At 47.2% G+C, this 17,257-nt stretch carries 15 protein-coding genes; 13 read left to right on the top strand and 2 right to left on the bottom strand.

The genetic code is table 11. The annotated features are described in order from the left end of the window. The first annotated feature begins 4 nt into the window (after positions 1 to 4). The 10 genes from F6I03_RS02705 (at position 5) to F6I03_RS02660 (ending at position 11,673) form a co-directional block, all read left to right on the top strand. On the top strand, positions 5 to 1,963 hold the full coding sequence (locus F6I03_RS02705) for a fructose-specific PTS transporter subunit EIIC (RefSeq protein WP_070430269.1): 1,959 nt from the start codon (positions 5 to 7) through the stop codon (positions 1,961 to 1,963). Between the two features lie 78 nt (positions 1,964 to 2,041). Next, a complete protein-coding gene (gene ptsP / locus F6I03_RS02700; RefSeq protein ID WP_070430268.1) occupies positions 2,042 to 3,769 on the top strand; it encodes a phosphoenolpyruvate--protein phosphotransferase in 1,728 nt (575 codons plus the stop codon). Positions 3,770 to 3,926: 157 nt separating this feature from the next. Further along, on the top strand, positions 3,927 to 5,066 hold the full coding sequence (gene tgt, locus F6I03_RS02695) for a tRNA guanosine(34) transglycosylase Tgt (RefSeq protein WP_070430267.1): 1,140 nt from the start codon (positions 3,927 to 3,929) through the stop codon (positions 5,064 to 5,066). A 90-nt stretch (positions 5,067 to 5,156) separates the two neighbouring features. Beyond that, entirely contained in the window at positions 5,157 to 5,606 is a 450-nt protein-coding gene (gene yajC, locus F6I03_RS02690; protein ID WP_070430266.1) for a preprotein translocase subunit YajC, read from the top strand. 6 nt (positions 5,607 to 5,612) lie between these two features. Further along, positions 5,613 to 5,909 (top strand): post-transcriptional regulator, encoded by a 297-nt coding sequence (locus F6I03_RS02685; RefSeq protein WP_083290490.1) that lies wholly within the window; start codon positions 5,613 to 5,615, stop codon positions 5,907 to 5,909. A gap of 256 nt (positions 5,910 to 6,165) precedes the next feature. After that, the gene (locus F6I03_RS02680; RefSeq protein ID WP_070430265.1) at positions 6,166 to 6,819 is read left to right on the top strand and encodes a metal-dependent transcriptional regulator; all 654 of its coding nucleotides are present in this window, start codon (positions 6,166 to 6,168) and stop codon (positions 6,817 to 6,819) included. Positions 6,820 to 6,847: 28 nt separating this feature from the next. Next, entirely contained in the window at positions 6,848 to 8,017 is a 1,170-nt protein-coding gene (gene dinB / locus F6I03_RS02675; protein WP_070430264.1) for a DNA polymerase IV, read from the top strand. Then, complete coding sequence (locus F6I03_RS02670; RefSeq protein WP_070430263.1) at positions 8,007 to 9,329, top strand: DRTGG domain-containing protein; 1,323 nt, start codon at positions 8,007 to 8,009, stop codon at positions 9,327 to 9,329. Before dinB ends, F6I03_RS02670 begins: the two co-directional genes overlap by 11 nt. Positions 9,330 to 9,336: 7 nt before the next feature. Next, the gene (locus F6I03_RS02665) at positions 9,337 to 10,299 is read left to right on the top strand and encodes a DHH family phosphoesterase (protein ID WP_070430262.1); all 963 of its coding nucleotides are present in this window, start codon (positions 9,337 to 9,339) and stop codon (positions 10,297 to 10,299) included. Positions 10,300 to 10,320: 21 nt separating this feature from the next. Beyond that, positions 10,321 to 11,673, top strand: a complete 1,353-nt coding sequence (locus F6I03_RS02660) for a DEAD/DEAH box helicase (protein WP_070430261.1) — start codon at positions 10,321 to 10,323, stop codon at positions 11,671 to 11,673. 125 nt (positions 11,674 to 11,798) lie between these two features. Here the strand turns inward: F6I03_RS02660 and F6I03_RS02655 are convergent, their stop codons facing one another. Next, positions 11,799 to 13,439: an L-lactate permease gene (locus F6I03_RS02655; RefSeq protein ID WP_070430260.1), complete on the bottom strand. Its 1,641-nt coding sequence runs from the start codon at positions 13,437 to 13,439 to the stop codon at positions 11,799 to 11,801. 166 nt (positions 13,440 to 13,605) lie between these two features. Between F6I03_RS02655 and F6I03_RS02650 the strand changes: the two genes are divergently transcribed. Further along, entirely contained in the window at positions 13,606 to 14,754 is a 1,149-nt protein-coding gene (locus F6I03_RS02650; RefSeq protein ID WP_070430259.1) for an ArgE/DapE family deacylase, read from the top strand. Between the two features lie 97 nt (positions 14,755 to 14,851). Here the strand turns inward: F6I03_RS02650 and F6I03_RS02645 are convergent, their stop codons facing one another. Next, positions 14,852 to 15,700 (bottom strand): DUF1189 domain-containing protein, encoded by an 849-nt coding sequence (locus F6I03_RS02645; RefSeq protein ID WP_070430258.1) that lies wholly within the window; start codon positions 15,698 to 15,700, stop codon positions 14,852 to 14,854. Between the two features lie 172 nt (positions 15,701 to 15,872). Between F6I03_RS02645 and F6I03_RS02640 the strand changes: the two genes are divergently transcribed. Together F6I03_RS02640 and F6I03_RS02635 are read left to right on the top strand one after the other, a co-directional pair. After that, complete coding sequence (locus F6I03_RS02640; RefSeq protein ID WP_070430257.1) at positions 15,873 to 16,481, top strand: superoxide dismutase; 609 nt, start codon at positions 15,873 to 15,875, stop codon at positions 16,479 to 16,481. Positions 16,482 to 16,585: 104 nt separating this feature from the next. Further along, on the top strand, positions 16,586 to 17,191 hold the full coding sequence (locus F6I03_RS02635; RefSeq protein ID WP_070430256.1) for an NUDIX hydrolase: 606 nt from the start codon (positions 16,586 to 16,588) through the stop codon (positions 17,189 to 17,191). Positions 17,192 to 17,257 lie beyond the last annotated feature (66 nt).

The following is a 17,257-nucleotide window of genomic DNA, read 5'->3' as shown; positions in this document are numbered from 1 at the left end:
ATTTATGGCATTAGCAGATTTATTCATCCAAGACGCAATGGACTTGGATTTACAGACAACAACGAAGACAGACACACTCAAACACCTAGCAGCGAATTTTGCCCAAGCGGGTGGTGTGACAGATGTTGATGAGTATGTGGCTAAATTGGAAGCCCGCGAAGAGATGTCAACCACGGGTGTGGGCGATGAAATTGCGATTCCGCATGCCCAACATCCTTCCATTAAACAAGCAGCCGTTATCTTTGGCCGGAGCAAGGAAGGGATCGAATGGGAGTCCATGGATGGTCAACCCGCTAAATTAATCTTTATGATCGCTGCACCTGAAGGGGAAGGCAATGAGCACTTACAAGCCCTCTCTAAATTATCTGGTGTTTTGATGAAGCCTGAAGCTAAGGCGGCCTTGCTTGAGGCAGAATCTACGGCTGATGTGGTCGCTATCATGGATCAGTTTGACCCTGATAAAGAGGAAGAAACTGAGGAAGAAGAAGTAGAGGCAGCGCCAGCTGTTGCTGACGACGATGTTTACATCTTAGCGGTTACGGCTTGTCCAACCGGGATTGCCCATACCTATATGGCTGAAGAAAAATTAAAACAAGCTGCTGACAAAGCAGGGTATAAGATCAAGGTTGAAACCAACGGCCAAGGCGGGGTGAACCACCGTTTGACCAAGGCTGATATTGATGCAGCAACAGCCATCATTGTGGCAGCTGACCGTAAAGTAGAAATTAACCGTTTCGATGGCAAGCCTGTTATCTTCCGCAAGGTAGCTGATGGGATTAATATGGCGGATGAATTGATTCGTCAAGCTGCTGAAGGGGAGGCAAAGACCTTCCATGCCAGTGAATCTAGCCATGAAGAAGAGGAAGACTCAAGCAGCGAATCCTTGGGACGTCAAATCTACAAGCACTTGATGAATGGGGTTTCCCATATGCTGCCTTTCGTTGTTGCAGGTGGGATGCTTATTGCTATCTCCTTCTTCTGGGGAATTAATTCTGCTAACCCAGCAGACCCAAGCTTTAACGAGATGGCCCACTTCTTAAATACCCTAGGGGGCCTGGCCTTTGCTATGATGCTACCCGTATTAGCAGGTTTCATCGGCCAATCCATCGCGGATACACCAGGCTTAGTAGTCGGAGCCATGGGGGGCGTCTTTGCAAATCCTGGTATTTTAACGGCCTTTAACCAAGAGGGCTACTTCGCCACAGCTGCGCCTTCTGGTTTCCTTGGCGCACTTGTCGCTGGTTTCTTAGCTGGCGGTATTATCTGGCTCTTGAAGAAAGCCTTTGCTTGGTTGCCTAAGTCTCTGGAAGGGATGAAGCCAATCTTCATCTACCCACTCTTTGGTGTCCTGCTTATGGGCTTAGCCATGTTCTTTGTCATCAATAAACCAATGGGCATGATCATGAATGGTTTAACCAACGGCCTAGCGTCAATTCCTAGTGAATTAGGTGTCGTCTTAGGCTTTATCGTAGGTGCCATGATGTCAATCGATATGGGTGGTCCTTTGAATAAGGCAGCTTATGTGACAGGGACAGCCCTAGTGACCCAAGCTAACGGAGCAGGTTCTGATGTGATGGCTGCGGTTATGGTTGGGGGGATGGTGCCTCCAATGGCGATTGCAATCTCAGCTACTTTAAACCGTAAATTATGGCCAGAAGCCCAACGTAATTCAGCTATGGTCAACTATGTCATGGGGGCTGCCTTCATTACGGAAGGTGCCATTCCTTTCGCTGCCTCTAATCCAGTCCGCGTTATTCCTTCCCTAGCAATCGGAGCCGGAGTGGCTGGTGCCTTGAGCATGTTCTTTAACTGTGTCAGCTATGTGCCACACGGTGGGATCTTTGCCGTATTGACCAATGGGGTGACAAACCCTGTTCAATATGTGATTGCTTGGTTGGTTGGTTCTGTAGTAGGAGCTTTACTCTTAAACTTCTTCCTCAAACGCGACCAAAAAGCTAAGTAATTCCTATGGGATTTTATCGAAAGATATAGTAGAATAGATATGTAAACGCATTAATAAGCTTTAAACTAAGGAGGACCTATGACCTTACAATTAACAGGTATTGCAGCAAGTGATGGGATTGCAATTGCCAAGGCCTACTCACTAGCTGAACCAGACTTAAGTTTCGAAGAAAAAACGATTGAAGATGTCAAAGCCGAACAGCAGCGCTTTGAAGCGGCTCGTTTAGAAGCCCGTCAAGAAATTGAAAAAGTCTATGAATCGGCATTAGAAAATGTCGGACCAGAAGCAGCAGCTGTCTTTGACGCTCACTTACAGATGATCGATGACCCTGAATTTAACGGGCAGATTACAGCTAAGATTGAGAGCGACCAAGTCAATGCTGAAGCGGCCCTACGTCAAGTGGCAGACTTCTTTATCCAAACTTTTGAAGCCATGGTAGATAATGCCTATATGCAAGAACGGGCAGCGGACGTGCGCGACGTCTCTAACCGTATCTTAGCCAAATTATTAGGCGTGAATATCCCTAATGCAGCAACTATCGATGAAGAAGCCATCGTGATTGCTCGTGACTTGACGCCTTCTGATACGGCTCAGTTGAACAAGCAATATGTCCTTGGTTTCGCAACCGATATTGGAGGCCGGACCTCCCACTCGGCTATCATGGCGCGGTCCTTAGAAATTCCTGCTGTGGTAGGGACGGCTAAGATTTCCCAGTCAGTCAATGACGGCGATATTGTTGTCATCGATGGCTTGGATGGGGAAGTTCTGGTTAACCCAAGTGAAGAAGAACTTGCAACTTACCGTAAGAAGGCAGCTGCCTTCGAAGAGAAGCGTAAACAATGGGCACTCTTGAAAGATGCTGAAACCGTTACTAAGGATGGCCAGCACTTTGAACTCTGCGCTAATATTGGGACCCCTAAAGACGTGGATGGGGCCCTCGATAATGGGGCAGAAGGGATTGGCCTCTACCGGACGGAATTCCTCTACATGGATTCTGATGAAATGCCAACCGAAGAAGCCCAATACGAGTCATACAAGAAGGTACTCGAAGCGATGGGTGATAAGGCTGTTGTTATTCGGACCATGGATATTGGTGGGGACAAGGAATTGCCTTACATGGACCTACCAGAAGAGATGAACCCCTTCTTGGGCTACCGGGCTATCCGGATTGCCCTTGACCAGAAGGACCTCTTCCGCACCCAACTCCGGGCCTTACTCCGTGCCTCAGCCCATGGTCACTTGAAGATTATGTTCCCAATGATCGCTAGCTTACAAGAATTCCGCGAGGCCAAATCTTTCTTAGAAGAAGTGCGCCAAGAGCTTGAAGGCGAAGGCCATGAAGTCGCTTCAGACATTGAAGTGGGCATCATGATTGAAATTCCTGCGGCAGCTGTCCTTGCTGACCAATTCGCTAAGGAAGTGGACTTCTTCTCTATCGGGACTAATGACCTGATCCAATACACCATGGCAGCAGACCGGATGAATGAACATGTGTCCTATCTCTACCAACCATATAACCCTTCTGTCCTGCGCTTAATCAAACATGTCATCGATTCATCGCATAAAGAAGGTAAATGGACAGGCATGTGTGGGGAAATGGCTGGCGACCAAATCGCCGCTCCCTTACTCGTTGGTATGGGCTTAGATGAATTCTCTATGTCAGCTTCAAGTATCTTGAGAACGAAGGCTTTGATGGCCGAATTAGATACCAAGGAAATGGCAGCCTTAGCTGACAAAGCCTTGAATGAAGCCACCACTGCCGACGAAGTAGTGGCTATGGTGAAAGAAGCCGTTACAATCGATTAATGAGCGCCTAGGCGCAAGGAAGAGTCTCGGATAGAGGCTCTTCTTTTTTAGCTTGAATGGTCAGACCTTGCAGGCCCAAGCTAAAAATGGTAGGATAGACTGATGATTGCAAGCTATGAATGCCAGGCGTTAGCACGGATAGAAAGGATGCCAGCCCATGCCAGCTTTGGAATACCGATTAATTAAAAAAGAAAAACATACGGGAGCCCGCCTAGGGGAAATTAAGACCCCCCATGGTATCATTGAAACACCCATCTTTATGCCAGTAGGAACTCTAGCTACCGTTAAAAGTTTATCGCCAGAGGAATTAAAGGCTATGAATGCCCAAATCATCCTTAGCAATACCTACCATCTTTGGTTGCGTCCTGGGGATGATATCGTGAAAGAAGCAGGGGGTCTCCATCAATTCATGAACTGGGACCGGCCTATCCTGACCGACTCAGGAGGCTTCCAAGTTTTCTCCTTAAGTGATAGTAGGAAATTAACTGAAGAAGGGGTCCACTTCAAGAGCCACCTCGATGGCCGGAAACTCTTCTTGAGTCCTGAAAAAGCCATTGAAATTGAAAATAATTTAGGGGCAGATATTATCATGTCCTTGGATGAGTGCCCAGACTTTAACCATGATTATGACTACGTCAAACACAGTATTGAGCGGACCACGCGTTGGGCCGAGCGCGGGCTCAAAGCCCACCAGCGACCCGATGACCAGGCCCTCTTCGGGATTCTCCAGGGAGCTGGCTACAAAGACCTGCGCTTGCAGCATGCTAAGGATATGATCAGTTTAGACTTCCCTGGTTATTCGATTGGTGGTTTGTCTGTGGGAGAATCCAAGGAAGACATGTACCAGGTCTTAGACTATCTGACACCCGTGATGCCGGAAGGGAAACCCCGTTACTTGATGGGGGTAGGGAGCCCAGATGCCTTGATTGAAGGGGTGATCCGTGGGGTCGATATGTTTGACTGTGTCTTGGCTACACGGATTGCCCGCAATGGGACCTGCATGACCAGCCAAGGACGTTTGGTAGTCAAGAATGCCCCTTACCAGCGAGACTTTAATCCGATTGACCCGAACTGTTCTTGCTATACCTGCCAGAACTTTAGCCGGGCCTATGTCCGCCACCTCTTCAAGGCGGATGAAACTTTCGGTCTACGTTTGACCTCGATTCATAACCTTCACTTCCTGCTCGACCTCATGGCCCAAGTCCGCCAGGCGATTCGTGAAGATAGGCTCTTAGATTTCAAGGAAGAATTCTTTGAAGCTTATGGACTAAATGTAAAAAATCCTAAAAACTTTTAAGAATTAAGGGACTAAGCAGCCTTTTGCCCGCTGACCTATGTTAGAATAGAGGTATTCAATCTTAATTACTGGAAGGAGCGACAAATTTAAATGAATTCATTCTATATTGCAGCATCAGGCGGAGGCTTGATGAGTCTTCTGTTATACTTTATTGTTTTTGGTGGGATTATGTACTTCTTAATGATCCGCCCACAAAAGAAACGTCAAGAGAAACATCGGGACATGTTGTCTTCAATGGGTGTGGGGGACCATGCGGTAACAATTGGTGGCCTCCACGGTATTATTGATGAAATTGATGAGGTTAAGAATACCATTACCCTCGATTGTGAAGGGGTTCTTCTGGTCTTTGAACGTTCATCCATTGCCCGGACCCAGAAGGCTGATCCAGCAGGGACTGCAGCGGCTAATGCTGCCATCTCCAATGCGGCCGAAGCCCAAGCCAATGAAGAACAAGCCCCCAGTCAAGAAGCGGACCAAGTAGAAGAAAAGGATGGACTTGAAGTGCGCGAAGGTCAAGCGGATCCTCAAGACGAGGACTAGGAAGAGATGCCGTTAGCGGAAGCCATCGCACTTAGCGACTGGGAACGCTTCTGGCTGAAAGCAGCCTTCGAGCGTAAGGCCAAGCAATTTCAAGAAGAAGGTTATTCTGAAATTAGCAGTCAGGATGTTGAAGCCTACTTTACGACTTATGCCTGGAAGAAGGAGAAACCCAAACGTATTCGTCAAAAACGTCAGGCTGTGAACGCGCTCACAGCCAATGACTACTTCGACTACGCCTATTTGGAAGCGTCCACGCTGTCGGTTCCTAAGCTTGATGATATGGATATCTCGAATCTTTTATAGACGAAAACAGGATGCCAGAAGGAAATCATTGTGATTTGGCAATCCTGTTTTTTCTTGTTTTAACTGACTGAGCCTGAGTCTTATTCCTAGCGACCTTCTTCAGGACAATCCAGGCTTAGCTTTGTTATAAAAATATTTTCTTCAAGGGGAAATTTCTATCATTCTGAAAATTATTATTTTCATGTATAATAGAGGGTAGGTAATTATGGCCTGGTCCAAATGAAAACGTAAAATTGAGGGAGTGAATTGAGGTCTTATGTCTAGAAGTAAAGATGATTACATGAAAGCAATCTACCAATTGGATGGTGGTGACCGTAATATCTCAAATAAGGAAATTAGTCAAGCGCTCCAAGTCTCTGCTGCTTCGGTTACTGAGATGTTAAACAAGTTGCAGACGGAAGGCTATCTTGTCTATACCCCTTACCAGGGCGTTCGCTTAACTGAAGAGGGCTCTTATTTTGCCTCGCAAATTATTCGCCGGCACCGGCTCTGGGAAGTTTTCTTACATGATAAACTGCACTATCCATGGGATGAGGTACATCCAGAGGCTGAGGTCTTGGAACATTATGTTTCTGATGATTTCATCAACCGTTTGGAGGCCTATCTGGATTACCCTAAATATTGTCCGCATGGCGGCGCCATCCCAGACCAAAAAGGACAGTCTAGCTATGAAGCGATGGAAGCCCTGGCCAATTTGGACTTAGGAACTTCTTTCATTGTGCGTCGGGTGGTAGATGATGACCAGCTCCTAGCTTATTTGGATGAGCATAATTTGCAGATTAACCAGGCTTATGAATTGATGGAGAGAGAATCTTATAGTAATGACCTCGTCTTAAAAGACTTAGACCAGGACAGCCAGCTAAGATTGAATGCCGGCGCTAGTCAAAATATATTTGTCGAAGTGCTATAGCCCGTGCGAGAGGAATGGGGGGAGGATTATGCGGACCATTGGGATTCTAGAATTTGAAGAACCCCAAATCCAAGCAGACAGGAAAATTTTGCATGTCGATATGGATGCTTTCTATGCTTCCATTGAGCAGCGCGATGAACCCCGATACCAGGGCAAACCTCTTGTAATCGCCCGTCATCCCAAAGAGAATAGTGGCAAGGGAGTCGTTGCGACTGCTAGTTATGAAGCCCGTAAATTTGGGATTCATTCAGCGATGAGTGCGGCAGAGGCCTACCGCCTCTGTCCCCAAGCCATCTTCGTTCCTGCCCGCCACAGTTACTACCGGGAAGTATCGGCTCAAGTACGGGAAATTTTCTCCCGCTATACCGACTTAATCGAGCCCTTGTCGATCGATGAAGCCTTCCTCGATGTGACGGAGAATAAGGTCAAGCAACCCTATGCCATGTACCTGGCCCGGGATATCCAAGAGACGATCTACCAGGAGCTCCGGCTGACCGCTAGTATTGGGGTATCCTATAATAAGTTTCTCGCTAAGCTGGCTTCGGATTACCGGAAACCTGGGGGCATGACTGTCATTACACCTAAGCGGGCTTTGGCCTTTTTGGACCAGCTGCCTGTTGATGATTTTTATGGGATTGGTAAGAAGTCTGCCGAGCGCTTACATGCACGTGGGGTCCATCAGGGCAGTGATTTGAGGGCCCTGAGTCAGGAAGAATGCCTGGAAATCTTTGGCAAGTTAGGCTTGCGGATCTATGAACGGGTTCGGGGGGTGGACGACCGGCCCGTCCGGGTTAAACGTCAGCGGAAGTCCATTAGTAAGGAGACCACCCTCTATCCCTTCCTCTACCATGATGATGAAGTTCGCCAGCAGCTCCAACGACTAGCTGCTGAAGTGAGCCAATCAGCTGAAGACAAGGGACTCCACGGCCTGGTGGTGACCCTCAAATTCCGTTATCCAGATTTTGCTACGATGACCCGGCAGCGGTCCTTACAGCGTCCTATCTATGATGCGGAAGAGATTGCCTTCCATGCTGAAGACTTATGGGAGGAATACGGCCAGGTTGACCAAGGAATCCGTTTATTGGGGGTGGGCTTGTCCGAACTCACTGCCCAAGATTTTGAAAACCTGAGCCTGCCCCTTAAGCCGCCAACTCCAGAAAAGCAAGGAAAGAAAAAGGAGAAGACAGATGACGACTAAGCATGAGCAAATATTGAATTATATTCGTGATTTGCCGATTGATACCAAGATTTCAGTGCGGCGCATTGCTCGTGATTTGAAGGTATCCGATGGTACCGCCTATCGCGCAATCAAAGAGGCAGAAAACCAAAACCTTGTTCGCACGGTGGAGCGGGTAGGGACGGTTCGAATTGAACCTTATGACTATGATCAGACCAAGCGGCTCACAATCCGTGAAATTGTTCGTTTGACGGATTGTACGGTCCATGGGGGGGAAAGGGGTCTGGATGGTGAAATCACAAAATTCATTATAGGGGCTATGCAGGAGGAAGCAGTCATGACTTATCTCAGGCCTGAAGCCCTGATGATTGTCGGGGACCGGGAAGATATTCAGCGAGTAGCCCTAGAGCATGGCATGGCCGTCCTGATCACCGGGGGCTTCCAACCCTCCCAAGCTAATATTGACCTGGCCAACCAGAAGCAGATTCCTATTATGAGCGTAGCCTTCGATACCTATTCCACCGCCACGGTCATCAATAAGGCCATGATTGAGCGGGCCATCCAGCAAGATATTGTCTTAGTTGAAGATATTTTTATTCCCTTTGAGAAGACCTTCTATCTTTTTACGGATAGCCATGTCGAGGACTACCGCAAGCTCAATGAGAAAACGAGCCACAGCCGCTTCCCTGTCGTTAATAAGGACCATGAATTGCAGGGGATTGTCACGGCTAAAGACCTCCTTGGTCGAGATAACCAGGAAATCATTGAATCCTGCATGACAGGCGATCCCTTGGTAGCCAAGCTCTCTATGAGTGTGGTTAGTGTCACTCACATGATGGTATGGGATGGCCTGGAGCTCCTGCCGGTAGTGGACGATAGCAACCGTCTCTTGGGGATTGTTTCCCGTCAAGATGTCTTGCGGACTCTAGAATATAAGCAGCACCAGGTCAACCGCAATAGTCGTTTGGAGTCTATGCTTGAAGAGAAGTTAGAATGCCTCGATAATAGCCTGGAAAATCCCCGCTACCGGATGCTTTCAGATGCCACTATGTCCAACCAGTTAGGCACCCTATCAACGGGACTGCTGTTGGGCGTGATCCAATTAGTGGTTGAGCACTACTTTGCCGATGTCGTCCAAAAAACAGCCATTATTGAAAGTGTAAATTTTCTCAACTTGCGACTGGTGCAACTGAATAGTACCTTGGAAATCCATCCCCGCATCTTGACCTTGGGCCGACGCCATGCCTATGTTGAAGTCCATGTTTACCATGGCCAGCAGCTGATGGCCAAGGCTACTTTAACCATGCAAATTCCCTTGGATATGAAGGAGTAGATTCTTTATGGAAGAAATTTTACAAGCTATTGAAGCCTATGACACGATAATTATCCACCGCCACCAGCGGCCAGATCCCGATGCTCTCGGGTCACAACTCGGCTTAAAGGCGGTGCTGGAAGCGACTTATCCCAATAAAGCCATCTATGCTGTTGGTCAGGATGAGCCCTCACTGGCTCAGTTCGCCCGCATGGACCAAATCAGTGATGAAAGCTACCAGCAAGCCTTAGTTATTGTCAATGATACGGCGAATACAGGCCGGATCGATGATGACCGCTATGCTTCAGGGGACCGCTTAGTCAAGGTTGACCACCATCCCAACAATGAGCCTTACGGCGACCTCTCTTATGTCGATACGTCAGCAAGTTCTTGTTCAGAAATTTGGGCAGGAACGGTTTTAGATGCCAAAAATAGCTTGCAAATGACCGATCAGGCGGCTCAGAATTTCTTTTTGGGCATTGTAGGAGATACTGGCCGTTTCCTCTTCGATAATACTAGCCCGGAGACTTTGTCTATTGCTGGTAAGCTCTTGGCCTATGACTTTCCAGCGAGTCAATTAATGCAGGCTGCCATGGAAATTTCACCTGGCCAGGCCGGTCTCCAGGCTTATGTCTTGGACCATACGGAACGAAGCCAGGATGGACTCGTGGCGAGTGTGAGCTTGAGTCAAGCGACACTCCGTGAACTCGGTTTAACGGAGGCGGAAAGCCACTCGATTGTGCAATTACCTGGGCAATTTCATGGTGTCCTAGCCTGGGTAATCTTTGTTGAACAAGAGGATGGGACCTATCGCTGTCGGATCCGTTCCAAGGGGCCAAGCATTAATACCGTCGCCCAGGCTTTCGATGGGGGCGGCCATCCCAAGGCGAGTGGGGCCAGCATTGCTTCGGCAGCCGACCAAGCCAGGCTAGTCGATGCGCTCCATGTGGCTGCCCGCAATTATAGAGAAGACAAGCTAAGTCCATCTTAGCAAGCGCGAAAGGAGTCTACGATGACATTTTCAGACTATGAATTTTCCCCTTTTATTGAGGAAGCGATTGAGGACCTCGGCTTCTATGAGCCAACACCCATCCAAGAAGAAGTGATTCCCCTGGTCCAGGCCAACAAGAGTTTGGTGGCACAGAGCCAAACGGGGTCAGGAAAGTCCCATGCTTTCCTTCTCCCGCTTTTGGATAAGATTGAGGATAAAGACCGAACACAAGTGGTCATTACTGCCCCAAGTCGTGAATTAGGTGAACAGCTCTACAAGAATGCCAGTCAAATTAGCCAGTTTGCCCCCTTTGACTTGCGAATTGAAAGGGCCTTTGGAGGCACAGATACCAAGCGCCAGGCTGAACGCTTATCCCACCACGTCCCCCATGTGATTGTGGGGACCCCTGGTAGGATCCTCGACCTGGTCCAACAGCAATTGGTTAACCTCCACTACTGCCAGCACTTTGTTGTGGATGAAGCGGATATGACCCTAGATATGGGCTTCCTGGAGACAGTGGACCAAATTGCTAGCCGGATGCCAGAAGACCTCCACATGTATGTCTTCTCGGCAACCATTCCAGAAAAACTCCATCCCTTCCTCAGAAAGTATATGGCAGCACCGGAATGGGTGACAATCGAGAATGAACGCTTGATCTCGCCGACTATCCGTAATATCCTCTTGCCTGTGCGTGGACGCCAGCGGGAAGACTTGCTCTATGAAGCGCTCACCGTGGGCCAACCTTATCTGGCCCTGGTCTTTGCGAATACCATTGACAAAGTAGACCAGGTCTATGAAGACTTACGTCAACGGGGCTTGTCTGTGGCTAAGATCCACGGCAATATGTCGGCTCGCGACCGCCGTCGTGTCATGCGCCAGATCCAACAACTCGACTTCCAATATGTGGTAGCAACAGATCTGGCTGCCCGGGGCATTGATATCGATGGGGTCTCCCATGTGGTGAATTATGAAATCCCCCATGAATTGGAATTCTTTATCCACCGGGTAGGTCGGACTGGCCGCCAGGGGCTTCCTGGCACTGCCATCACCTTCTATGAGCCAGACCAACAGCCAGCTGTTGAATGGTTGGAAAAGAAGGGTATCCGTTTTGAGGTCAAGGACCTGAAAGATGGTGAATGGCGGGATGTTAACCACCATGACCAAAGACGCCAGAGAAAGGCCCAACACCAAGAAGAAACAGACCATACTGTTCAAGGGATGATTGCCAAGAATAAGCGAAAGAAAGTCAAACCAGGTTATAAGAAGAAATTAGACCGGCAAATTAAAAAACATAAGTCCACCAAGGCGCGGGAGAAGCGACGCAAGCAGCTCAGAGCCCAGCGTAAGGCGAATAAGGACCGGAACTCTTTTTAATAAATAAAAATTATCCCCCCTAAAGTAGACTAGCCAAATGGCTTTCTGCTTTAGGGGGATTTAATATCTACTAGAAAAAACGCCTTTCAGCATAACTGAGAGGCGGTTATTAAGCGAGCTATGGTCTAGCTTGCTAGGTAGAGGTACATTATCACTGCAAAGATAGCCATAAATAAACCAACAAAGAGGGAGAAGACAATTCCCCATTTATAAATTAATCCCGTATCTTCTTCGGCATTAGCTGTTGACGCACCTAGGACGACATTGGAAGGGCCAATGGCATTGCCGACAGAGGCTCCAGCGGATTGACTGGCCACCAGTTGATGAATGCTTAACTGGGGCATAGCTTGGACAACCGACTGGTGGATGGGGATAAAGAGAATATTCCCCGAGGTGGTTGAAGAAGTCATAAATGAAGAGAAGATCCCAATCAAGGGGGCAATGGCAGCATAGATGAGGGGCGTTGAAACGGCAGCAATGCCCAGGGCAATGACGGTATTTTGGCCTGAGTTAACCAATAACTTAGAAACCATGAGGAAGCCGATGGTAGAAATAGTTGGGGTAAGGGCGTCTGCCCAAACATCTTGACCAAGTGAAGCCCCTAAGTTTTCTGCGTGATCATAGCTTCCTTTAGCTCGGTAATAGAGATAGGCAAACAAACTACTGGCTAATAGATAAACAGCTGGTGAGGTTAAGGGCGCAAAAGGTGAGTAGGCCGAGCTGCCTTCGGTTACAAATTGGTAACCCGTTGCAAAGCTCTCATATGAAAGTAGGGAAAATTCAAAACTTGAGATCCAATTCGAAATGGTCGGAATTCCTAGCATGATAATAGATAAGGCAATGAGCAGATAGAAGGGAGCAAAGGCCTGGTTCAAGCTCAAATTGCCCCAGTTCTCTTGGTCACTTGCTCCTCCATCAAAATTATCTTGCATAATAGGGGATTGGCTAGGATCCAAGTGGTCAGATGCTTCCTTGTAGCGGTCCCATTTCGCTAGGGCGACCATAGCTCCCATGGCAATAATCCCCGGCAAAACAACGCCAATGGTAGCTTCGACCTGGGTGGCAAGCAACTGGCCGCCACCGTAAATTGTGGAAATAATCAGGATGGCTGGCAGGCCTTCTTTAATGGCTTGCCACTTCCCATAAAGCCAAGCGGTAAACAAGCCTCCGATGAGAGCGGCTATCCATAATAGGATGGAGGTATAGAGTAAGCTTAAGCTTTCATTTTCGAGTTGGACAAGTCCTAAAGTGGTTGTCCAAGCAACCCCCAAGGAGCCAAATAAGTTCGACCAGGATGAAGAGGTCAAAGTGATTAAAACGGCATAGGCTGGCTTAACGCCAATGCCAATCAGGATCGGCGCAACGATTGCCATGGGAGCACCGAAACCTGTGACGCCTTGGAGGAGGGAAGTGAAGACCCAGCCAAAGATTAAAATCAGGTATAAGTAATTATGGCTGATAGCCGTAATCCCTTCTTTGATTGCTACAAAGGCCCCAGCATGGCGGCAGAGCTGGTAGAAAAGGAGGGCGGTCCAAATCACCAAGACGACTTCCAAAGCATCCCAGGCTCCCTGAGCCAGAGAAACCGTGAGGCCATAGAGTGGCGTTTCAAAGACAAAGTAGGCGGTTACTAAGCCAACGATTAAACTGATAATGGCTGACCGGATGGCCGACCATTGCAGGACGACCAAAGTTATAATTAAAGTTATCATGGGTAGAATTGCAACCAACCAAGACAAAATGCTTAGTGGTAATTGATGATCCACATTATCACTCCTTATATTTATTCTTCCTCTTCTTTATAACACGATGAGAAAACAATGCAAATATTTCGGGTTATTTCATCTTTTTCTAATATTATGACCCGAATTATTTGCTATCTAGGCTATTTATTGTTATTGTTTGTCTGAATGATCAGAAAAGGAGGAACTTATGAGTAAAGAGACAAAAATTGAACAGTTACAGGATATTATTAAAATGGCCTCTGTCAATGGGGATGAATTAGAAGTTGCCCAATATTTTCAGAATCTTTTTGAAGAGGTAGGGATTGAAAGCCAGCTCATCGAACACGAAGAAGAGGGACGGGCATCCTTGCTTGCAGAATTATCGGGCAGTGGAGAGGGGGATATTCTAGCTCTTACGGGACACTTTGATGTGGTAGCCGTTGATGATCCTGATGATTGGGACCACCATCCTTTCCAAGGCCAAGTAGAAGATGGCAAAGTTTATGGCCGAGGCACAGCAGATATGAAGGCAGGTTTACTAGGTCTAGCCTTGGCTATGATTGAATTGAAAGAGGAAGACTTTGACTTTGATGGCAAAATTCGCTTCATCGGAACTGCCGGTGAAGAAATTGGCATGCTAGGATCCAGAGCAATCACTGAACAAGGCTATACGGAAGATTTGGCTGCTATGATTGTCGGTGAGCCTGTGAATCCGGGAGAGATTAATACCTCTCACAAGGGCTCACTCAACTATGATCTGGTCGCTCAGGGCCGGGCCAGCCATTCATCGACACCTGACGAGGGAATTAACGCGGTCATGATCCTCACCCAAGCTATCGAACGCGTCCAAGAGAAGATGGATCAAGTTCGTCAAGATTATCAAAATGATGTGCTAGGAGAAACTTACAATTCCTTCACTGTCATTTCGGGCGGGACCCAAGCCAATTCCATTCCGGAACAAGCACGGGCAACAGCTAATGCTCGTACCATTCCTGAATTTTCTAACGATCAAATCATTGCCTTGATTCAAGAAACTATAGATGAGTTAAATGAGGAGCTGGAAGAAGGCCGAGTGAGTGTTGAAGTTACCCAGAATAGCCAGCCTGTCATGTCCGCTGAAGATAGCCAACTGCTTGCAAGCTTCCTAGAAGTTCTAGGAGACCTTGAGGTGACGTCCTTTAATGCAGTAACCGACGCCTCTAACTTTACAGCGGTCGACCAAGACTTCTCCATGGTAATCTATGGCCCAGGACACTTAGACTTGGCCCATGTCTTGAACGAATATGTCGAGGTCGATGCTTACTTGCAATACATTGAGGATATTAAGAAGATTATTAAAGACTACTATAAGCAGTAGGCCTTTCGCTAGAAATTGAATATTCTGGCAAATACTCTCCTGCTTATCAATAAAAATCCTAAAGCAAGCTTCAGATGGACTTGCTTTAGGATTTTCTCTATTTATTCTTATCGTTAAAATATTTTTCGATTTCTTTTATTTTTTCTTTAATCTCTTCCTCACTTAATTGCACCACATGCGTCCTTAAGGTCATGATCCAGAAGCGGAGCAGGGCTAGGAGGATGATCAATTCCGACTGGAAAGGAATCATGATGCCCAAGAGGTTGACTAGGCTAAAGACAACTAGGGGCTGGGTCATACTGAAGAGCCCAAGGTTAAAGCGGTGAGCAAAGTTTAACTTGAGTGTCGTCCCCAAATTTAGAATCTGAGCAAAGAGGCTAATGACCAGGGCTAGGAAAGCGAGATAAAAGAAGGAAGAAAGGTATAAACTAGCAAATAGGAGGACCAGGGTGAGGCCTGATATTTGCGTCAGCTGGCGGATGAGGGCTTGACTATTGGCTTGGTTCAAAGCTTGGCCCTGGCTTCCGAGGTCTTGGTAGGCGACCTGGTAGTCCTGGTTGAGGGCGCCAATCGTCACATGGTCTTTTTGAGCATGGATGATAAGCTTGGGTTTCTGCTCAATGCCTTGCATCTCCTGGGCTGAAATTTTGTCATTAGGGTCGAAGGCGAAGGTGATGAGGTCTGTCTTATTCACGAAACCTTCTGATTCGGACTGAGTAATCTGTCCATCCTTCATTTCAAAGGCTGGGATTGACTGGGCTACCTGCTCGCCATTGTCTTCAATCAGTTCCATCACAGGCAAAATATTGGCGAATAGTGCGGCTGTACTTACCAGGCTTAGCAGGGCCAAATAGGCTATCTTCTTGCCGAGTTTCATTGTCAGAGCGGGAAGGGTGCGCTCAATTTTAAAGATACTATAGATAAATAATTTCCAAGTTGCTATCATATGATGCCTCTTTCTAGCTTCTGTACTTCCTATTAAGTATAGCAAAATCCAAGCAAGACTGGCAAAAAACTTCCGGCCTTAACCGAAATTTAAAAGCCTTGAGCGGATGTTTTGAATCTTTGCTTAAGACTTGTTACACTTTAAGCAGAATAAAAAAAGGAGGAAGTTAAATATGCCATTTGAGTTACCAGAATTACCTTATGCTTATGATGCTTTAGAACCTTACATTGATGAAGAAACAATGAAATTGCACCATGACAAGCACCACAACACTTATGTGACCAATGCCAATAAAGCCTTGGAAGGTCATGATGAATTTGCTGATAAGACAGCCAAAGAAATCCTAGCAAATATTGACCAAGTGCCTGAAGATATTCGCCAAGCTGTCATTAATAATGTGGGTGGCCACGACAACCATAGCGAATTTTGGAAGATGCTTGCACCTAATGCTGGTGGTGAAGCGACCGGTGAAATTAAAGAAGCCATTGACAAGACATTTGGTTCCTTTGACCAATTCAAAGAAGAATTTGCTAGCGCAGCAAGCGGCCGCTTCGGTTCAGGCTGGGCTTGGTTAGTCGTTGAAGAAGGTGAATTGAAGATTGTTTCAACACCAAACCAAGACTCACCTGTTATGAATGGTCAAGCACCCGTTCTCGGCTTGGATGTTTGGGAACACGCTTACTATCTCAAGTATCGCAATGTCCGTGCAGACTATATTGATGCTTTCTGGCATCTAGTGAATTGGGACTATGTGAATGAATTATACGCAGCCGCTAAATAGTTGACGGCTAGCTTAAGGAGTTGGGCGACGACCCAGCTTCTTTTTTGTTTAGCTCCTTTTGTCTAGTCCCTGCTTCCTTTATAATTAAGTCGAGGAGGGATTAGATGTCAAATTGGATGAAATGGGCCAAAGAGCTCCAAGCACTAGCCCAGGCTGGCTGCTATTACACCGAGAATGCTTTTGATTTAGAACGCTATGAACGCATACGGGCGATTTCACATGAGATGTTTGACCAGCTGACGGATGCTTCGGCGGAAGAGATTGCTATGGTCTTCAGTCAAGAGGAGGGTTACCAAACCCCTAAAATCGATACCCGGGCTGTGATCTGGCAGGGGGATAAGATCCTCTTAGTTAAGGAAAGAAACCAACAGTGGGCCCTGCCAGGAGGCTGGATGGATATTACGGAAAGCCTGGCCTCTAACTGTGAAAAGGAGTCTCTGGAAGAAGCTGGAGCTAAGGTCCATGCTGACCGCTTGCTCTTTATCGAGACAAGCCATGCTAATGATACCTTTTTCACTGTGGTTAAGGTATTTGTTGAATGTCAGCTGGAGACTTTGGATTTTCAGGCGAATAGTGAAACGTCTGACTGTGCCTTCTTTGCTCTGGATGATTTACCAGATTTATCAATCTACCGGACTTCCGCTGACCACTTGGCCAAGTGCCTAGAGGCTAAGCAAGCAGGTTCGGACTGGCAGGTTAGCTTTGACTAAGAACTTGCATCCATTTGGATTAAAAGGCTAAAGCAAAAGTCGCTGAGTTATCTTAGCCTAGAGAAC

Origin of the sequence: Aerococcus sanguinicola (assembly GCF_008726925.1) — a bacterium.
Lineage (GTDB): Bacteria > Bacillota > Bacilli > Lactobacillales > Aerococcaceae > Aerococcus.
The sequence above is the reverse complement of the archived record's forward strand: the minus strand, read 5'-3'. Positions and strand labels throughout refer to the sequence as shown.

Coding starts and splice junctions, on each gene's coding strand:
- F6I03_RS02705 (WP_070430269.1), top strand. CDS start 5: ATGGCATTAGCAGATTTATTCATCCAAGACGCAATGGACTTGGATTTA.
- ptsP (WP_070430268.1), top strand. CDS start 2,042: ATGACCTTACAATTAACAGGTATTGCAGCAAGTGATGGGATTGCAATT.
- tgt (WP_070430267.1), top strand. CDS start 3,927: ATGCCAGCTTTGGAATACCGATTAATTAAAAAAGAAAAACATACGGGA.
- yajC (WP_070430266.1), top strand. CDS start 5,157: ATGAATTCATTCTATATTGCAGCATCAGGCGGAGGCTTGATGAGTCTT.
- F6I03_RS02685 (WP_083290490.1), top strand. CDS start 5,613: ATGCCGTTAGCGGAAGCCATCGCACTTAGCGACTGGGAACGCTTCTGG.
- F6I03_RS02680 (WP_070430265.1), top strand. CDS start 6,166: ATGTCTAGAAGTAAAGATGATTACATGAAAGCAATCTACCAATTGGAT.
- dinB (WP_070430264.1), top strand. CDS start 6,848: ATGCGGACCATTGGGATTCTAGAATTTGAAGAACCCCAAATCCAAGCA.
- F6I03_RS02670 (WP_070430263.1), top strand. CDS start 8,007: ATGACGACTAAGCATGAGCAAATATTGAATTATATTCGTGATTTGCCG.
- F6I03_RS02665 (WP_070430262.1), top strand. CDS start 9,337: ATGGAAGAAATTTTACAAGCTATTGAAGCCTATGACACGATAATTATC.
- F6I03_RS02660 (WP_070430261.1), top strand. CDS start 10,321: ATGACATTTTCAGACTATGAATTTTCCCCTTTTATTGAGGAAGCGATT.
- F6I03_RS02650 (WP_070430259.1), top strand. CDS start 13,606: ATGAGTAAAGAGACAAAAATTGAACAGTTACAGGATATTATTAAAATG.
- F6I03_RS02645 (WP_070430258.1), bottom strand. CDS start 15,700: ATGATAGCAACTTGGAAATTATTTATCTATAGTATCTTTAAAATTGAG.
- F6I03_RS02640 (WP_070430257.1), top strand. CDS start 15,873: ATGCCATTTGAGTTACCAGAATTACCTTATGCTTATGATGCTTTAGAA.
- F6I03_RS02635 (WP_070430256.1), top strand. CDS start 16,586: ATGTCAAATTGGATGAAATGGGCCAAAGAGCTCCAAGCACTAGCCCAG.